This window comes from Stenotrophomonas sp. TWI809 (assembly GCF_039673205.1).
In the GTDB taxonomy this organism is placed as follows: domain Bacteria; phylum Pseudomonadota; class Gammaproteobacteria; order Xanthomonadales; family Xanthomonadaceae; genus Stenotrophomonas.
This window is the reverse complement of record NZ_JBDJLE010000001.1, coordinates 199,074-214,556: the sequence shown is the minus strand read 5'-3', so window position 1 is coordinate 214,556 and position 15,483 is coordinate 199,074. Positions and strand designations below refer to the sequence as shown.

The window sequence follows — 15,483 nt, the reverse complement described above, 5'->3', positions numbered from 1 at the left end:
CCCGGGTGCCGGCAGGGCACTCAGCGCTTGCTGTCTTTCTTGATCATCGCGTCGATGCGCCCGGCGCGGGCTTCCGAGCCCGGGTGCGAGGACATCAGGCCGCCATCGCTGGACAGCTTGCGGAACATGCTGGCCAATGCGGCCGGGTCGTACTGGTGGCGCTTCATGAAGCGGTAGCCGTACTCGTCGGCAGCGCTCTCTTCCTTCTGCGAGAACTGCGCGTTGACGAAGCCTTCAGCCAGTTCGCCGAGCTGGCCCTGGGTCAGGGTGGCGACATTGGCATTGCCCGAGGCGGCCAGCGTGTCACGACCGGCCGAGGCCAGCAGCGCGGTGCGCATCTTGGTCTTGGAATGGCCCAGCTTGACGTGGCCGATCTCGTGACCGATCACGCCGCGCACTTCATCGTCCGAGGCCATGTCCATCAGGCCGGAGTACACGCGAACGCAGCCGTTGGCCATGGCCCAGGCGTTGACGTCTTCGGTCAGGTAGACCTTGAAGCTCAGGCTCATGCCGTCTTCATTGGCCAGGCCCTGGGTGATCTTGGCCAGACGCTGGGCATACGGGTTGTTGGCCGGGGCCACCTTGTTCTGCTGGTCCATGTAGACGCAGGCTTCGTCGGCGGCCTTGGCCACGTCCTGGTCGGACAGGGTCAACGCCTGGCCGGCCTTCAGGCCGGTGCTGGCCAGCTGCTTGAGGTCCAGGGCCGAGGCGGTGGTGGAAGCGGTCAGGCAGGCGAGAGCCAGCAGCAGGGCGGAGGATGACGTCCTCATCGGGGTAGTGCTCCATGTAGTGCGTTGGGGGACGCCGCGGGCAGGGGGCCGCGCAGCGGGGCGGAAGTCTACCGTCTGCCCGGGCGCCCGTGTTCAGCGATGTCGTTTTCCTGGCCGGAACAGGGCGATTCCCACCCCGGCCACCGCCGGAAAGCCCCGGATAGGCTATGATGGACAGTCTTTTCGCACGCATTAATCGCCGACATGATCGAGCTCAATCCTGTCCGCCAGCGCATCACCGATCTCACCGATCGCGTGCTCTCGCTCAGGGGGTATCTTTGACTACGACGCCAAGAAAGAGCGTCTGGAAGAAGTAACCCGGGAACTGGAAAACCCGGATATCTGGAACAACGCCGAGTACGCCCAGAATCTTGGCCGCGAACGCGCCAATCTGGACAAGACCGTCGGCGGCATCGCCACGATCCTCGACGGCCTGACCGAGTCGGGCGAACTGCTGGAACTGGCCGAAAGCGAACAGGACGAAGAAACCGCCCTGGCCGTGGTCAGCGACCTGGACAAGTACCAGAAGCACGTGGAGCAGCTGGAGTTCCAGCGCATGTTCTCCGGGCAGATGGATACCGCGGCGGCGTTCGTCGACATCCAGGCCGGTGCCGGTGGTACCGAAGCCCAGGACTGGGCCGAGATCCTGCTGCGCATGTACCTGCGCTGGTGCGAATCGCGCGGCTGGAAGACCGAGCTGATGGAAGTGTCCGGTGGCGACGTCGCCGGCATCAAGTCGGCCACCCTGCGCGTGGAAGGCGATTACGCCTACGGCTGGTTGAAGACCGAAACCGGCGTGCACCGCCTGGTGCGCAAGTCGCCGTTCGATTCGGACAACCGCCGCCATACCAGCTTCACCTCGGTGTTCGTGTCGCCGGAAGTCGATGACAACATCGAGATCGACATCAACCCGGCCGACCTGCGTACCGATGTGTACCGCTCCTCCGGCGCCGGTGGACAGCACGTCAACAAGACCGAGTCGGCGGTGCGTATCACGCACATCCCGACCAACACGGTCGTGGCCTGCCAGACCGGCCGCAGCCAGCACCAGAACCGCGACAACGCGATGAAGATGCTGGCCGCCAAGCTGTACGAGCTGGAAATCCAGAAGCGCAACGCCGAGCGTGACGCGGTGGAAGCCACCAAGTCCGACATCGGCTGGGGCAGCCAGATCCGCAACTACGTGCTCGACCAGAGCCGTATCAAGGACCTGCGCACCGGCATCGAACGCTCCGATACGCAGAAGGTGCTGGATGGCGACCTCGACGAATTCGTCGAAGCCAGCCTGAAGTCCGGCCTGGCCGTGGGTGCCAAACGCACCGACGCCTGACCGTCGGGGCCGCCACGCGCGGCCCCGATCCGTTGTGCCCGGGCCGCGCCCGGTTTCGCAATCCGCCCCGACCATCGGCATGATGGCGGGGACCGTACCTCCCCCCCGACATACATAGACCCACGCCATGAACGATCAGACCGCCGCGCCGCAGCCCCCCGTCGACGAGAACAGCCTCATCGCCGAGCGCCGCGCGAAACTGACCGCCCTGCGCGGGCAGGGCATTGCCTACCCGAACGATTTCCGCCGCGAGCATTTCGCCGGCACCCTGCAGGCCGAGTTCGCCGACGCCGAGCAGTGGACCGCCGAAGCACTGGAAGCCAGTGACCGCCAGGTCAAGATGGCCGGCCGCCTGATGGCCAAGCGCGTGATGGGCAAGGCCAGCTTCGCCCAGATCCAGGACGAGTCCGGCCGCATCCAGCTGTTCCTGCAGGGCAGCACCCTGGGCGATGCCTACACGGCGTTCAAGGGCTGGGACGTGGGCGACATCATCGGCGTGGAAGGCGGGCTCACCCGCACCAAGACCGGCGAGCTGTCGGTCAAGGCCACCAGCATCCGCCTGCTGACCAAGTCGCTGCGCCCGCTGCCGGACAAGTGGCACGGCCTGGCCGACGTGGAGCAGCGCTACCGCCAGCGCTATGTGGACCTGATCGTGACCCCGGAGTCGCGCGAGGTGTTCATCAAGCGCTCGCGGATCATCCGCGCCATGCGCGCCTGGCTGGACAGCCGCGACTTCCTGGAAGTCGAAACGCCGATGATGCATTACATCCCCGGCGGCGCCACGGCCAAGCCGTTCACCACCCACCACAACGCGCTGGACCTGGACCTGTACCTGCGCGTGGCCCCGGAGCTGTACCTCAAGCGCCTGGTCGTGGGTGGGCTGGAGCGCGTGTACGAAATCAACCGCAACTTCCGCAATGAAGGCGTGAGTACCCGCCACAACCCGGAATTCACCATGATGGAGCTGTACGAGGCCTACGCCACGTACACCGAAGTGATGGACCTGACCGAAGGCGTGATCCGTGACGTGGCCAGCAAGGTGCTGGGCACCACCACGGTGGAGTGGGACGGCGCCACGATCGATCTGGCCCCGGCCTTCCGCCGCTGGCGCATGGATGAAGCCGTGCGCCACCACAACCCGGAAATCAGTGCGGCCGACTGTACCGACCGCGATGCGCTGGTCGCCCATTGCGAGCGCCTGAAGATCCGCATCAAGCCGTCCTACGGCTGGGGCAAGCTGCTGCTGGAGATCTTCGAAGCCACCGTCGAGCACACCCTGATCCAGCCGACCTTCATCACCGACCACCCGGTCGAGGTGTCCCCGCTGGCCCGTGCCAACGATGACCAGCCGGGCTATACCGACCGCTTCGAGCTGTTCATCAACGGCAAGGAGCTGGCCAACGGGTTCTCCGAGCTGAACGATCCGGAAGACCAGGCCGCCCGTTTCCAGGCCCAGGTCACGGCGAAGGAGGGCGGTGATGACGAAGCCATGCATTACGACGCCGATTACATCCGCGCGCTGGAGTACGGCATGGCGCCGACCGGCGGCCTGGGCATCGGCATCGACCGCCTGGTGATGCTGCTGACCGGCAGCAGCTCGATCCGTGACGTGCTGCTGTTCCCGTATATGCGTCCCGAAAACTGAGACCTGGGTCCGGACGTGCTTGGGGCTCGTCCGGATGGGGGTTCCGCTCCCGTGGCCGCGCGAGTATGGTTTCTGCGTGGCCTTAGCAAGGTGCTATGGCGTGATGGCCACGGACCATGACGGGTTGCAGCGGGTGCTTACATTGGCATCACACTGTGACCACGATCATGAACTGGGGTGTTCATGACGGGAGGCGGACCCATGCAAGGTGCCAGTGTGCTGAGCGGCGGAGTATCCTCTCCGCAGCATGTTCCAGTGTGGTCAAGGAAGAAGGCAGAAGCAGCCTTGAATATTGTCATCGTTGACGACCAGACGTCCGCGCGAACCATGCTGCGCCATGTCATCGAAGACATCGCGCCGGAACTGTCCGTGCACGACTTCGGCGATCCACTGACGGCGCTCGCCTGGTGCGAGTCGCATGCCGTGGATCTGCTGCTGCTCGATTACCGCATGCCGGAGATGGATGGGCTGGAGTTCGCCCGCCGGTTCCGCCGCCTGCCCAAACACCGCGACATCCCCGTGATCCTGATCACCGTGGTCGGCGATGAGCCGATCCGTCAGGCCGCGCTGGAAGCGGGGGTGATCGATTTCCTGGTCAAGCCGATCCGCCCGCGCGAACTGCGCGCGCGCTGCTACAACCTGTTGCAGCTGCGCCAGCAGTCGGAGAACGTGAAGCAGCGCGCGCTCTCGCTGGAGCAGCGGCTGCTGGCCAGCATGCATGAGGTGGAAGAGCGCGAGCGTGAGACGCTTTCGCGCCTGGCGCGTGCGATCGAGTTCCGTGATGCCGGCACCAGCGCCTACCTGGAGCGCATGGCGCACGTGGCGGGCCTGATCGCCGAGCAGCTCGGGCTGCCGGAGGAAGAGGTCAAGCTGATCGAGATGGCCGCGCCCCTGCACGACATGGGCAAGATCGCCATTCCCGATGCCGTGCTGCTCAAGCAGGGCAAGCTGAGCGAAGAGGAGCAGGCGATCATGCGCCGGCACCCGCGCATCGGCTATGAACTGTTGAGTGGCAGCCAGAACCGTTTCATCCAGGTCGGTGCGCTGATCGCGCTGCGCCACCACGAGCGCTACGACGGCAGCGGCTACCCGGATGGGCTGGTCGGCGATGCCATTCCGCTGGAAGCGCGGATCGTGGCGGTGGCCGATGTGTTCGATGCCCTGATCTCACCCCGTCCGTACAAGGAAGCGTGGACCATGGAAGCCACGCTGGCTTATCTGTACGCCCAGCGTGGCCGGTTGTTCGACCCGCGTTGCGTTGATGCCCTGCTGCGCGGCCGCCTCCAGCTTGATGAGATCTGCGCACAGCACTCCACTGCGTCATCCCGCCCGGGGATGTGATATGCGTCGTCTGTACCCGCGGCTGAAGCAACGTCTGGCGCAGCGCCCGGATACCGAGCACGGCCAGGCGATCGTGCGCATCGTGCTGATCACCCTGATCCTGCTGTACGTACTGATGCCGGGGCCGCGGCACGATCTGCCGCCGGCGCAGTACCACGGCGTGCTGGCGATCGTGCTGACCGGCCTGACGCTGTCGCTGGGGCTGTTCGGCTGGCTGCTGTGGCGGCCGGGGCGCTCGGACCCGCGCCGGGTGGCCGGCATGCTGGCCGACTACGGGCTGATTGCCGCCGGGATGGTGCAGATGGGCGAGCCGCTGGCCTGGGTCTACATCGTGGTGATGTGGGTGACGGTCGGCAACGGCATGCGCTATGGCAACAACTATCTCTATGTGGCCGTGGCGATGGCCATGGTCAGCTTCGGCAGCACCGCGCTGCTGACGCCGTACTGGGAACGCAATGCCCGGCTGGCGTTCGGGCTGTGGCTGGGCCTGGCCGCGGTGCCGCTGTATTTCTCCACGCTGCTGCGCCAGTTGACCCGGGCGATGGCCGAGGCGCGCCGTGCGAGCGAGGCCAAGAGCCGCTTCCTGGCCAACATGAGTCATGAATTCCGCACGCCGCTCAACGGGCTGTCGGGCATGACCGAGTTGCTGGCCACGACCAAGCTCGATGAAGAGCAGCGCGAGTGCGTCAATACCATCCAGGCCTCCTCGCGCAGTCTGCTGGCGCTGGTGGAAGAGGTGCTGGACATCTCCGCGATCGAAGCGGGCAAGCTGCGCGTGACCGCCGAAGACTTCGCCCTGACCGATGTCATCCAGGCGATCGGGCTGATCCTGCTGCCACAGGCCAAGGCCAAGCGGCTGGATTACCGGGTCAAGGTGGCCGACACCGTGCCGCCGTTGCTGCGCGGCGATCTGGGTCACCTGCGCCAGATCCTGCTCAACATCGCCGGCAACGCGGTCAAGTTCACCGACCATGGCCGGGTCGAGATCCGCGTCGCCGTGCTCAATGCCGAATCCGATGGCGGGGTGCGCCTGCGCTTTGACATCCTCGATACCGGCATCGGCGTCGCGCCGGAAATGCGCCCACGTCTGTTCGAAGCCTTCGAGCAGGCCGATGTCAGCATGGCCCGCCGGCACGAAGGCACCGGCCTGGGTACGACCATCGCCAAAGGCCTCGTCGAGGCGATGGGCGGCGACATCGGCTATGAAGAGAATCCGCCGCAGGGCAGTCATTTCTGGTTCGAGCTGCCGTTTGCGCCGCCGCGCGTGCCGTTGGGCACGGTCACCCCGGCCCTGGTCGGCGACGGGCTGCCGGACCGCAACGGCAATGTCATCGCCTTCGCCGATCCGTTCCTGCGCCACCGCGCGCGCGTGCGCAGCATGCACATCCTGGTCGCCGATGATCACGAGGCCAACCGGATGGTACTGCAGCGCCTGCTGCAGAAAGCCGGTCACAAGGTGCTGTGCGTCAACGGCGGCGAAGCGGTGCTGGATGCGATGGCCGAGAGCGATTTCGATGCCGCCATCGTCGATCTGCACATGCCCGGCATGAGTGGCCTGGACATGCTCAAGGAGCTGCGCGTGATGCAGGCCGGGGGCGGTCCGCGCACGCCGGTGCTGGTGCTCAGCGCCGATGTCACCCCAGAGGCGATCCAGCGCTGTACCCAGGCCGGTGCGCATACTTTCCTGGCCAAGCCAGTGGTGGCCGTGCGGCTGCTGGACGTGCTGGCCGACATCGCCTCCAACGGTCAGCTCAAGGCGAGCGCGCCGATCGTGCGCACCGCCACCGTGCTCGATGGGGTGCTCGATCCAGGCGTGCTGGACGAGTTGGCCTCGCTCGGCATGGGCGATGGCTTCGAACGCGAGTTCATCCGCCAATGCCTGGCCGATGCCGAGCAATGCGTCGGCGTCGCACTGGCCGACGGCGAGCGCGCCGACTGGGTGCATTTCCGTGAGCAGGCGCATGCGATCAAGGGCGTGGCCAGCAATCTGGGCCTGGTCCGCGTGGCGAACCGTGCGGGCGACCTGATGCGCATGGCCGATTGGCAGCTCAAGAGCGAATGGCGGCAGCGCGTGACCCTGCTGCAGGCGGGCATCAAGGAAGGCCGGCAGGCGCTGGATGCGCGTGCGCAGCGCAAGGCGCAGGGGCAGGCCGACGACGGCGGCGACATGCGCTGAAAAAAAGCCCGGCGGCAGCCGGGCTTGAACAACACAGGGGAGGGGAGGACTCAGGCCACGTCGAGGGTGGCGCGGCGGGTCTGGGCCTTGATCAGGCGGTCCATGGTGCGCAGCGACTTGTCGCCCAGGGCGAGCGCGGAATCGACCCACACCTTGGTGATCTCCAGCAGTTCGTCATAGCGCACGGCCTGGGCCAGGTTGCGCGCGGCATTCATCGCCAGATACGAATGCGGAATGCGCTGGTGCTGGCGGATCAGATCTTCCACGGCCTTGACGCCGTGGCCCTTGGGCACCAGCACGTCGACCACGCCCATGGCATGCATCTCTTCGGAGGAGTACACGCGGCCGTCGAGGATGATCTTCTCGGCCAGCTGCGGTGCCACGCGCTTGCACAGGAACGAGTACGCGCCCATGCCCGGGAACAGGCCGAACAGCACCTCCGGCAGGCCCATGCCGCAGCCTTCTTCGGCCACGATGGTGTGGCAGGCCAGCGCCATCTCCAGGCCGCCGCCGAGCGCGTCGCCCTGGATCAGCGCGATCGAGCGCACGTCGCCACCGAAGCCGGTGTGCAGGTGGTGCACGCCTTCCACGCAGCGCTGTGCGTAGGTCAGCAGGCGGTCGCGGTTGCCCTCGCGGATCAGGCGGGTGAACAGGTCCAGATCGCCGCCCAGGTTGTAGGCGTTCGCATCGGAGGCGAGCACGAAATGCCGCAGCTTGCCGCTGTTGCGCTCGGCCGGGGTGCGGGTGATGGCGCTCATGAAATTCCACATTTCATCGAGCATGTCCTTCCGGCAGCACGGGCGGATGCCGCTGGCGGCATCGGCGTGCATGTACAGCCAATGGGCATCGTCGTTACCCGTGGTTTCGGTGCGGATGGTGGCGTAGCGGTGGTTGACGGGCAGCTTTTCAATGGTGCTCATGGCGATTTCCTCGGAGGCTGGCCCGCTGGGAGGACGGTGGGCGGCGGGCCTGACGGGTCCACACGCCGCGATCCTACACCCCCGGCATCTCACGCAATGCAAAAGGCCCCCGCCGTTGCCGGCAGGGGCCCTGTGAAGATGCAGCCGTTGGGGAACCGTTACGGCGCGGGCGTATCGCGCAGTTCGCGGCGCAGGATCTTGCCGACGTTGGTCTTCGGCAGCTCCTTGCGGAACTCCACGATGCGCGGATGCTTGTAACCGGTCAGGTTGGCACGCGCATGCTCCTTGACCATCTCGGCGGTGAGGTTGGGGTCCTTCTTGACGATGACCACCTTGACCACTTCGCCGGACTTCTCGTCGGGCACGCCGACCGCGGCGACTTCGAGCACGCCGGGCATCATCGCGATGACGTCTTCAACCTCGTTGGGATACACGTTGAAGCCGGACACCAGGATCATGTCCTTCTTGCGATCCACGATATAGAAGAAGCCCTGCTCATCCATGCGCGCCATGTCGCCGGTGTGCAGCCAGCCCTCGGCATCGACCGCCTGTGCGGTGTCCTCCGGGCGCTGCCAGTAGCCCTTCATCACCTGCGGGCCCTTGATGCACAGCTCGCCCACTTCGCCGGCGGCCAGCGTCTTGCCGGCGTCATCCTTCACGCAGGCATCGGTGGACGGGATCGGCAGGCCGATCGCGCCGTTGTACTCGGCCAGGCTGAGCGGATTGATGCAGGCGGCCGGCGAGGTCTCGGTCAGGCCGTAGGCCTCGACCAGGGTCACCCCGGTGACCTTCTTCCAGCGCTCGGCGACGGCGCGCTGCACCGCCATGCCGCCACCCAGGGTGACCTTCAGCGAGGAGAAATCGATCTCGTCGAAGCCGGGGGTGTTGAGCAGGCCGTTGAACAGCGTGTTGACGCCGGTGATCGCGGTGAAACGGGTTGCCTTCAGCTCCTTGACGAAGCCCTTCATGTCGCGCGGGTTGGTGATCAGGTAGTTGCAGCCGCCGAACTTCATGAAGACCAGGCCGTTCGCCGTCAACGCGAAGATGTGGTACAGCGGCAGGGCGGTGATGATCACCTCCTTGCCCATCTCGATCCCCGAGGCGGAGATCCAGGCCGAGGCCTGCTGCATGTTGGCGACCAGGTTGCGGTTGGTCAGCATCGCGCCCTTGGCCACGCCGGTGGTGCCGCCGGTGTACTGCAGGAAGGCGACGTCGTCGTGATCGATCTCGACCTTGGGCAGGGTGTGGCGGCTGCCCAGCTTGAGCGCCTGCTTGAAGCGGATCGCGCCGCGCAGGCTGTAGTTGGGCACCATCTTCTTGATGTACTTCAGCACGAAGTTCACCACGATGCCCTTGGCGCCGAGCATGTCGCCCAGGCCGGTGGTCACCACCTGCTTGATCGGGGTGTCGGCGATGACCTGCTGCACGGTGTCGCAGAAGTTGTCGACCACCACCAGCACGGCCGCGCCGGAATCCACCAGCTGATGCTTGAGCTCGCGGGCGGTGTACAGCGGATTGACGTTGACCACGGTCAGGCCGGCACGCAGCACGCCGAAGGTCGCGATCGGGTACTGCAGGCAGTTGGGCATCATCAGGGCAACGCGGTCGCCCTTCTTGAGCTGCAGCTCACCGAGCAGGTAGGCGGCGAACTGTTCGACCAGTGCGTCCGTTTCCCCGTAGGTCAGAACCTTGCCGAAACTGGAGTAGGCGGGGCGGTCGCGGAACTTGGCCACCGAGGTGTCGAAGACGGCCGAGACCGAATGGAACTCGTTGACGTCGATCTCGGCGGGTACGCCTTTGGGATAACTCTGCAGCCAGGGTCGTTCCAGACTCATATTCCCCCTCCAGGAAACGTGGATGATGTGATGCGATGACGGAGAGTATCCGTCGTTTCATGCCTCGGCAGCATACCGTCCCGAATGGGAAACGCGAAGGGCCGGTGAAGAAAGGTGGACGCGGGGCAGCGGGGCAGGGTCGCGCCGACGATGGATGACGTTTGCAGCCGCATGTGTTCGCTCATCCGCCTATGCTCGCTCATCGCGGCGGCTCGCCAGCGCAGGCGTCGTGACACTGCAGTGCAGCTTCCAGCACCGGCACGGCCCAGTCGGGTGCCTGCCGCAATTGAGCGGCGTCATCGGCGGCGGGCCAGGTCAAACGGCCACCGTCCATCTGCAGCACAGGCTGCGGGTCGGCAACGGGCTGGCCAGGACCGGCCTCTGCACTGTTGTCGTACACCTGCAGCTGTGCCAGTGCTGGCAACAGGGTGATCAGGTTCTGCAGCGCCAACGGATAGCGGCGGTGGATGTCCGCATCGCTGATGGGGTGTCCACCGGCCGCAACGCATGCGCGCACCCGTGCGATGTGCTGCTCGGGAGAGGCCAGGCCGCAGTACCAGACCAGTACGTCATGCGTGGCGCATGCCTCGGCCAGGGTCGCGGCGATGGATTGTCCGCCCAGGGTGGTTTCGAAGGCGTGGTTGCGACGTTCGGCGATCGCGGCCTGCAATCGGGAGAAGCCTTCCTGCCACGCCTGACCATTGGCCTCGCGCTGGCTCATGCCCAGTCCGCGGCACAGCTGCCGGGCCCAGTCGTCCGGATCGAACCAGTCCAGCCCGGCCTCGCGGAGCAGGTGACCCCCGATGGAACTCTTGCCTGCGCCGTTGACCCCTGCCAGGACGAACAGGAAGGGGCGCGCCGCCATCAGTACCCGCTGCCTGCGGCTACCTTGCCCTTGAGCCCTGCCGGCTTGCGCAGCAGCGCGCGCGCGTTGGTGCCCGCCGCAGCACTGTCCAGCACGGCAAGGCGATCATCGAAGCGCTGCCGCAGGTGCTGGAGGGCCGGGGTCTGCTCGCGCAGGGAGGCCAGATCACGCTGCAGCGATACCACTTCGGCCTGCATGGCCTGGTATTGCTCGGCGGAGAGGATGACGGCCTGGGGCTCGTTGTGATTGGTCACCAGCACGGCCTGTTGTTCGCGGACGTCCTGCATGACCTTTCGCCAGTGCTCCTTCACCGTCGAGGCGGTGGTGCGGGTCAGCTCGGTGATCGGGTCGAACTTGAGCGCGTGCCGCATGCCGGTGGCTCCCTGACGGATGCCTCCAGCCTAGCTCATTGCGTACGAAATGGGATAAATATGTGATTTATGAAATTTATGAAAAAGAAGATGGGGCGTTGGGACGCCTGTCCGGGGCACGCCCAAGACGCAGATTCGCGAGGATCCGGAAAGCAGCAAGGGGGCGTTGCGCCCCCTTGCTGTCACGTCATCCCCTGGATGGAGACGGCGTACTTCGCCAAGTGGCTGACGCTTACTTCTTCCCCGCCAGCTGGCGCAGCACGTACTGCAGCAGGCCGCCGTGCTTGAAGTACTCCACTTCCTTCGGGGTCAGCAGCATCACATGGACCTCGAAGGTCTTCTTAGTGCCATCGGCCCGGGTCGCGGTGAGGGTGGCCGATTTGCTGGCGCCATCCTCCAGGCCGGTGATGTCGACCACCTCCGAGCCATCCAGGCCCAGGCTCTGTGCGTTCTCGCCGTTCTTGAACTGCAGCGGCAGCACGCCCATGCCAACCAGGTTGGAGCGGTGGATGCGCTCGAAACTCTCGGCGATCACCGCCTTGACGCCCAGCAGGTTGGTGCCCTTGGCCGCCCAGTCGCGGGAGGAGCCGGTGCCGTATTCCTTGCCGGCGAACACCACCAGCGGGACGCCCTCGGCCTTGTACTTGACGGCCGCGTCGTAGATCGCCAGCTTCTGCGGCTCGCCGCCGTCCTTCGGGAAGTACAGCGTGTTGCCGCCTTCTTCGCCGCCGAACATCAGGTTCTTGATGCGGATGTTGGCGAAGGTGCCGCGCACCATGACGTCATCGTTGCCGCGGCGACTGCCGTAGCTGTTGAAGTCAGCCGGCTGCACGCCACGCTCCTGCAGGAAGCGGCCCGCCGGGGAATCCTTCTTGATGTTGCCGGCCGGGGAGATGTGATCGGTGGTGATCGAGTCGCCGAACAGGCCCATCACACGCGCGCCATGCACATCCTCGATGTGGCCGACGTCCATCGTCATGCCGTCGAAGTAGGGCGGGTTCTTGATGTAGGTCGAGTTGCCATCCCACTCGTACAGATCGCCATCGGGCGACTTGATGGTGTTCCAGCGGGTGTCGCCCTTGAACACGTCGGCATAGTTCTTCTTGAACATCTCCGGCCCGATGGTCGCGGCGATCACGTCGCCGATTTCCTTGTTGCTCGGCCAGATATCGCGCAGGTACACCGGCTGGCCATCGCTGCCCGTGCCCAGCGGCTCGGTGGTCAGGTCGATATCGGTGGTGCCGGCGATGGCGTAGGCGACGACCAGCGGCGGGCTGGCCAGATAGTTCATTTTGACTTCCGGGTGCACGCGACCTTCGAAGTTGCGGTTACCCGACAACACCGAGGCCACCACCAGGTCACCAGCGGCGATGCCCGCACTGACTTCGGTCGGCAGCGGGCCGGAGTTGCCGATGCAGGTGGTGCAGCCATAGCCGACCACGTAGAAGCCGATCTTTTCCAGCTCGGTAAGCACACCGGCTTTTTCCAGGTAATCGGTGACCACGCGCGAGCCCGGGCCGAGCGAGGTCTTCACCCACGGCTTGCGGTCCAGCCCCTTGGCGGCCGCGTTGCGGGCGAGCAGGCCGGCACCGATCATCACCGCCGGGTTGGAGGTGTTGGTGCACGAGGTGATCGCGGCGATCACCACCGCGCCATCCTTCAGGCGGAATCTGTGACCCTCCAGCTCGACATCGCTGTAGCCCTTGGCCAGCTGTTCGTTGCCGACCGCCGCACCGCCGCCTTCGTTGACGAACTTGGAGACGTCATCGTTGCGCTTGTCGCGGTTGGTGGTCAGGCCGACCAGGTTCTCGCGGTAGTTCTGCTTGACGTCTTCCAGCAGCACGCGGTCCTGCGGGCGCTTGGGGCCGGCCAGCGACGGCTTGACCTCGCCCATGTCCAGTTCCAGCGTGGCGCTGTAGCTGGCGTGCGCGGTGTTGGCGTCGTGCCACAGGCCCTGGGCCTTGGCATAGGCTTCGACGAGATCGATCTGTGCTTCGCTGCGGCCGGACAGGCGCAGGTAGGTCAGTGATTCTTCGTCGATCGGGAAGATGCCGCAGGTGGCGCCATATTCCGGTGCCATGTTGCCGATCGTGGCACGGTCGGCCAGCGGCAGGTGCTGCAGGCCCTCACCGAAGAACTCCACGAACTTGCCGACCACGCCGTGCTTGCGCAGCATCTGGGTGACGGTCAGCACCAGATCGGTGGCGGTGGCGCCTTCGGGCATGCGCCCGGTCAGCTTGAAGCCGACCACCTGCGGGATCAGCATCGACGACGGCTGGCCGAGCATCGCGGCCTCGGCTTCGATACCGCCTACGCCCCAGCCGAGCACGCCGATGCCATTGATCATGGTGGTGTGGCTGTCGGTCCCGAACACGGTGTCCGGGTACGCCACCGCCTTGCCATCCTTGTCCGCAGTCATGACGACGCGGGCCAGGTTTTCCAGGTTCACCTGGTGGACGATGCCGGTGTTGGGCGGCACCACCTTGAAATCATCGAAGGCCTTCTGGCCCCAGCGCAGGAAGCCATAGCGTTCCTGATTGCGCTGGAATTCGATCTTGCCGTTGAGATCCAGCGCGTCGGGCGTGCCGAACACATCGACCTGCACCGAGTGATCGATCACCAGCTCGGACGGAATCTGCGGATTGATCTGCTCCGGTCGACCGCCGAGCTTGACCACCGCATCGCGCATCGCGGCCAGATCGACGACGCAGGGCACGCCGGTGAAATCCTGCAGCACCACGCGCGCGGGCATGAAGGCGATCTCGATGTCGGGCTCGGCCTTGGGGTCCCACTGGGCCACGGCCTGGATGTGGTCCTTGCCGACGGTGACGCCACCATCCTCGTGCCGGAGCAGATTCTCCAGCAGGATCTTCATCGAATAGGGCAGGTGGGAAATGTCGAACGTCTGTCCGAGCTTGGGCAGGCTGAAGTAGTCGTAGGTGGTGCCGCCGACGTCCAGCTGGCTGCGGGTGGAGAACGAATCGCTCATTGCAGATGACTCCTTTGCTGATGGCTTGCAACGGCTGCGCCGGAACGCGCGCCTGCTTGCGGCTGCCGTCGGGCTCGCTGCGCCCGCCGATCCCTCGCAGTATGCGACAGCGGCCGGGGCGTGCCAGCCCTTGGGCTCAGGACGCAAGGTTACACAGGCATGTGTAGTGCCGATGTCATCGCCTGCATCCCGAATGCAGACGGGGCGCCATGAGCGCCCCGTCTGGAAGTAGCTCGGCCGCGGCCGCTTACTTGCCGTTGGCGGCGTCGATCAGGGGGTTGCCGGTCTTGCCGAACTCGAACACGGTGGCTTCCTGGATGTTCTTGCCGAACGACTTGATCTTGACGAAGTCGTAGTACCAGACCTGTGTGTCGCCGAGCTGTTCGCGGCGGCTGGGGGCGCCGAAGGCGCCACGCACATCATCCTGGGTGGTTTTGCCCACTTCGGCGGCATCAGCGGTTGCTGCTCGTTCAGTCTAGCCTTCTTGACGGGCCCGGGACGCCCGAAAGGCGGGCGCCGCCTGGATTTGCCCCTGAACGTCAAAGTACGTACAATTTATACATACTTTTCGAGGCGTACCCCATGGAAGCTACTGTTGCTGAACGCGGACAGATCACGCTGCCCAAGGCCGTGCGTGACGCCCTGGGGCTGACCAAGGGCACCCAGTTGACCGTGGAGCTGGAAGGCGGCCGCATCATCCTGCGCAAGAGCGTGGACGATGCGATCTCCCGCGCCCGCGGCAAATTCGCACTGGATGGCTTCGAGTCGTCCGAGGCCGCCGTGAAGGCTGTCCGTGACGAAGACTGAGCCCGCGATGATCGCCGTCGATTCGCCGGTGCTGATCGAACTGCTCAGCAACGGCCCGCAGGCCGATGCCGTCGAGGCCTGCCTGCGCCAGAGCCTGGTCGGCGGGCGCGTGGTGGTCTGCGGCGCGACCTTGGCCGAGCTGTGCGCCTCGCTGCGCGGCGGCGCCGAAGTGCTCGAAGCGCTGGAGGAAATGGGTGTCCATTTCAACGCGCTGGAGGCCAAATCGGCCCTGCGCGCCGGCGAGATGCAGCGCCGCCACCGGCAGCGTGGCCAAGGCCGGCGCAGCCTGGACGACTTCATGGTGGGGGCCCATGCACTGCTGCAGTGCGATGGCCTGATCACCTGGAACGACACGTTTTACCGCGACTACTTCAAGGGCCTGAAGCTGATCGTGCCGCAAGCCTGAGCCCATTCTTTAAACCGCATTCTTTCAA

The 15,483-nt window shown here is 65.5% G+C and carries 13 protein-coding genes; 6 read left to right on the top strand and 7 right to left on the bottom strand.

Annotated features, from left to right (window positions below; genetic code table 11):
* Window positions 1-20: 20 nt before the first annotated feature.
* Complete coding sequence (locus tag ABE472_RS00945) at window positions 21-770, bottom strand: M48 family metallopeptidase (RefSeq protein WP_313212485.1); 750 nt, start codon at window positions 768-770, stop codon at window positions 21-23.
* Between the two features lie 204 nt (window positions 771-974).
* Between ABE472_RS00945 and prfB the strand changes: the two genes are divergently transcribed.
* The 4 genes from prfB (at window position 975) to ABE472_RS00925 (ending at window position 7,262) form a co-directional block, all read left to right on the top strand.
* Window positions 975-2,100 (top strand): peptide chain release factor 2 gene (gene prfB, locus ABE472_RS00940; protein WP_179459037.1). Its coding sequence is split into 2 segments (ribosomal slippage): window positions 975-1,049 and window positions 1,051-2,100, totalling 1,125 coding nucleotides; the frame shifts between segments, so codons are not numbered across the junction.
* Between the two features lie 127 nt (window positions 2,101-2,227).
* On the top strand, window positions 2,228-3,745 hold the full coding sequence (lysS, locus tag ABE472_RS00935; protein WP_313218228.1) for a lysine--tRNA ligase: 1,518 nt from the start codon (window positions 2,228-2,230) through the stop codon (window positions 3,743-3,745).
* A 201-nt stretch (window positions 3,746-3,946) separates the two neighbouring features.
* Window positions 3,947-5,086 (top strand): two-component system response regulator, encoded by a 1,140-nt coding sequence (locus ABE472_RS00930; protein ID WP_313218230.1) that lies wholly within the window; start codon window positions 3,947-3,949, stop codon window positions 5,084-5,086.
* 1 nt (window position 5,087) lies between these two features.
* Window positions 5,088-7,262, top strand: a complete 2,175-nt coding sequence (locus ABE472_RS00925) for an ATP-binding protein (protein WP_313212482.1) — start codon at window positions 5,088-5,090, stop codon at window positions 7,260-7,262.
* A 50-nt stretch (window positions 7,263-7,312) separates the two neighbouring features.
* Here ABE472_RS00925 and ABE472_RS00920 read toward each other — a convergent pair whose 3' ends face one another.
* From ABE472_RS00920 to ABE472_RS00895, 6 genes are all read right to left on the bottom strand, one after another.
* Window positions 7,313-8,182, bottom strand: a complete 870-nt coding sequence (locus tag ABE472_RS00920; RefSeq protein ID WP_313212481.1) for a crotonase/enoyl-CoA hydratase family protein — start codon at window positions 8,180-8,182, stop codon at window positions 7,313-7,315.
* A 158-nt stretch (window positions 8,183-8,340) separates the two neighbouring features.
* Window positions 8,341-10,017 (bottom strand): long-chain fatty acid--CoA ligase, encoded by a 1,677-nt coding sequence (locus ABE472_RS00915; protein ID WP_346465074.1) that lies wholly within the window; start codon window positions 10,015-10,017, stop codon window positions 8,341-8,343.
* Between the two features lie 199 nt (window positions 10,018-10,216).
* Complete coding sequence (locus ABE472_RS00910) at window positions 10,217-10,882, bottom strand: hypothetical protein (RefSeq protein ID WP_346462211.1); 666 nt, start codon at window positions 10,880-10,882, stop codon at window positions 10,217-10,219.
* Window positions 10,882-11,253: a type II toxin-antitoxin system prevent-host-death family antitoxin gene (locus ABE472_RS00905; protein ID WP_346465072.1), complete on the bottom strand. Its 372-nt coding sequence runs from the start codon at window positions 11,251-11,253 to the stop codon at window positions 10,882-10,884. Before ABE472_RS00905 ends, ABE472_RS00910 begins: the two co-directional genes overlap by 1 nt.
* Before the next feature lie 232 nt (window positions 11,254-11,485).
* Window positions 11,486-14,242, bottom strand: coding sequence for an aconitate hydratase AcnA (gene acnA, locus ABE472_RS00900; protein ID WP_313212477.1), 2,757 nt, complete (start codon window positions 14,240-14,242; stop codon window positions 11,486-11,488).
* Window positions 14,243-14,489: 247 nt separating this feature from the next.
* Window positions 14,490-14,684 (bottom strand): hypothetical protein, encoded by a 195-nt coding sequence (locus tag ABE472_RS00895; RefSeq protein WP_346465070.1) that lies wholly within the window; start codon window positions 14,682-14,684, stop codon window positions 14,490-14,492.
* Window positions 14,685-14,824: 140 nt separating this feature from the next.
* Here ABE472_RS00895 and ABE472_RS00890 point away from each other — a divergent pair, with 140 nt between their 5' ends.
* Together ABE472_RS00890 and ABE472_RS00885 are read left to right on the top strand one after the other, a co-directional pair.
* Window positions 14,825-15,049 carry an AbrB/MazE/SpoVT family DNA-binding domain-containing protein gene (locus tag ABE472_RS00890; protein WP_123729167.1) on the top strand — a complete coding sequence of 75 codons (225 nt, stop codon included), beginning with the start codon at window positions 14,825-14,827 and terminating at the stop codon, window positions 15,047-15,049.
* A 7-nt stretch (window positions 15,050-15,056) separates the two neighbouring features.
* On the top strand, window positions 15,057-15,455 hold the full coding sequence (locus tag ABE472_RS00885; protein ID WP_313212487.1) for a type II toxin-antitoxin system VapC family toxin: 399 nt from the start codon (window positions 15,057-15,059) through the stop codon (window positions 15,453-15,455).
* The last annotated feature ends 28 nt before the right edge of the window (window positions 15,456-15,483 follow it).

Coding starts and splice junctions, on each gene's coding strand:
- ABE472_RS00945 (WP_313212485.1), bottom strand. CDS start 770: ATGAGGACGTCATCCTCCGCCCTGCTGCTGGCTCTCGCCTGCCTGACC.
- lysS (WP_313218228.1), top strand. CDS start 2,228: ATGAACGATCAGACCGCCGCGCCGCAGCCCCCCGTCGACGAGAACAGC.
- ABE472_RS00930 (WP_313218230.1), top strand. CDS start 3,947: ATGCAAGGTGCCAGTGTGCTGAGCGGCGGAGTATCCTCTCCGCAGCAT.
- ABE472_RS00925 (WP_313212482.1), top strand. CDS start 5,088: ATGCGTCGTCTGTACCCGCGGCTGAAGCAACGTCTGGCGCAGCGCCCG.
- ABE472_RS00920 (WP_313212481.1), bottom strand. CDS start 8,182: ATGAGCACCATTGAAAAGCTGCCCGTCAACCACCGCTACGCCACCATC.
- ABE472_RS00915 (WP_346465074.1), bottom strand. CDS start 10,017: ATGAGTCTGGAACGACCCTGGCTGCAGAGTTATCCCAAAGGCGTACCC.
- ABE472_RS00910 (WP_346462211.1), bottom strand. CDS start 10,882: ATGGCGGCGCGCCCCTTCCTGTTCGTCCTGGCAGGGGTCAACGGCGCA.
- ABE472_RS00905 (WP_346465072.1), bottom strand. CDS start 11,253: ATGCGGCACGCGCTCAAGTTCGACCCGATCACCGAGCTGACCCGCACC.
- acnA (WP_313212477.1), bottom strand. CDS start 14,242: ATGAGCGATTCGTTCTCCACCCGCAGCCAGCTGGACGTCGGCGGCACC.
- ABE472_RS00890 (WP_123729167.1), top strand. CDS start 14,825: ATGGAAGCTACTGTTGCTGAACGCGGACAGATCACGCTGCCCAAGGCC.
- ABE472_RS00885 (WP_313212487.1), top strand. CDS start 15,057: ATGATCGCCGTCGATTCGCCGGTGCTGATCGAACTGCTCAGCAACGGC.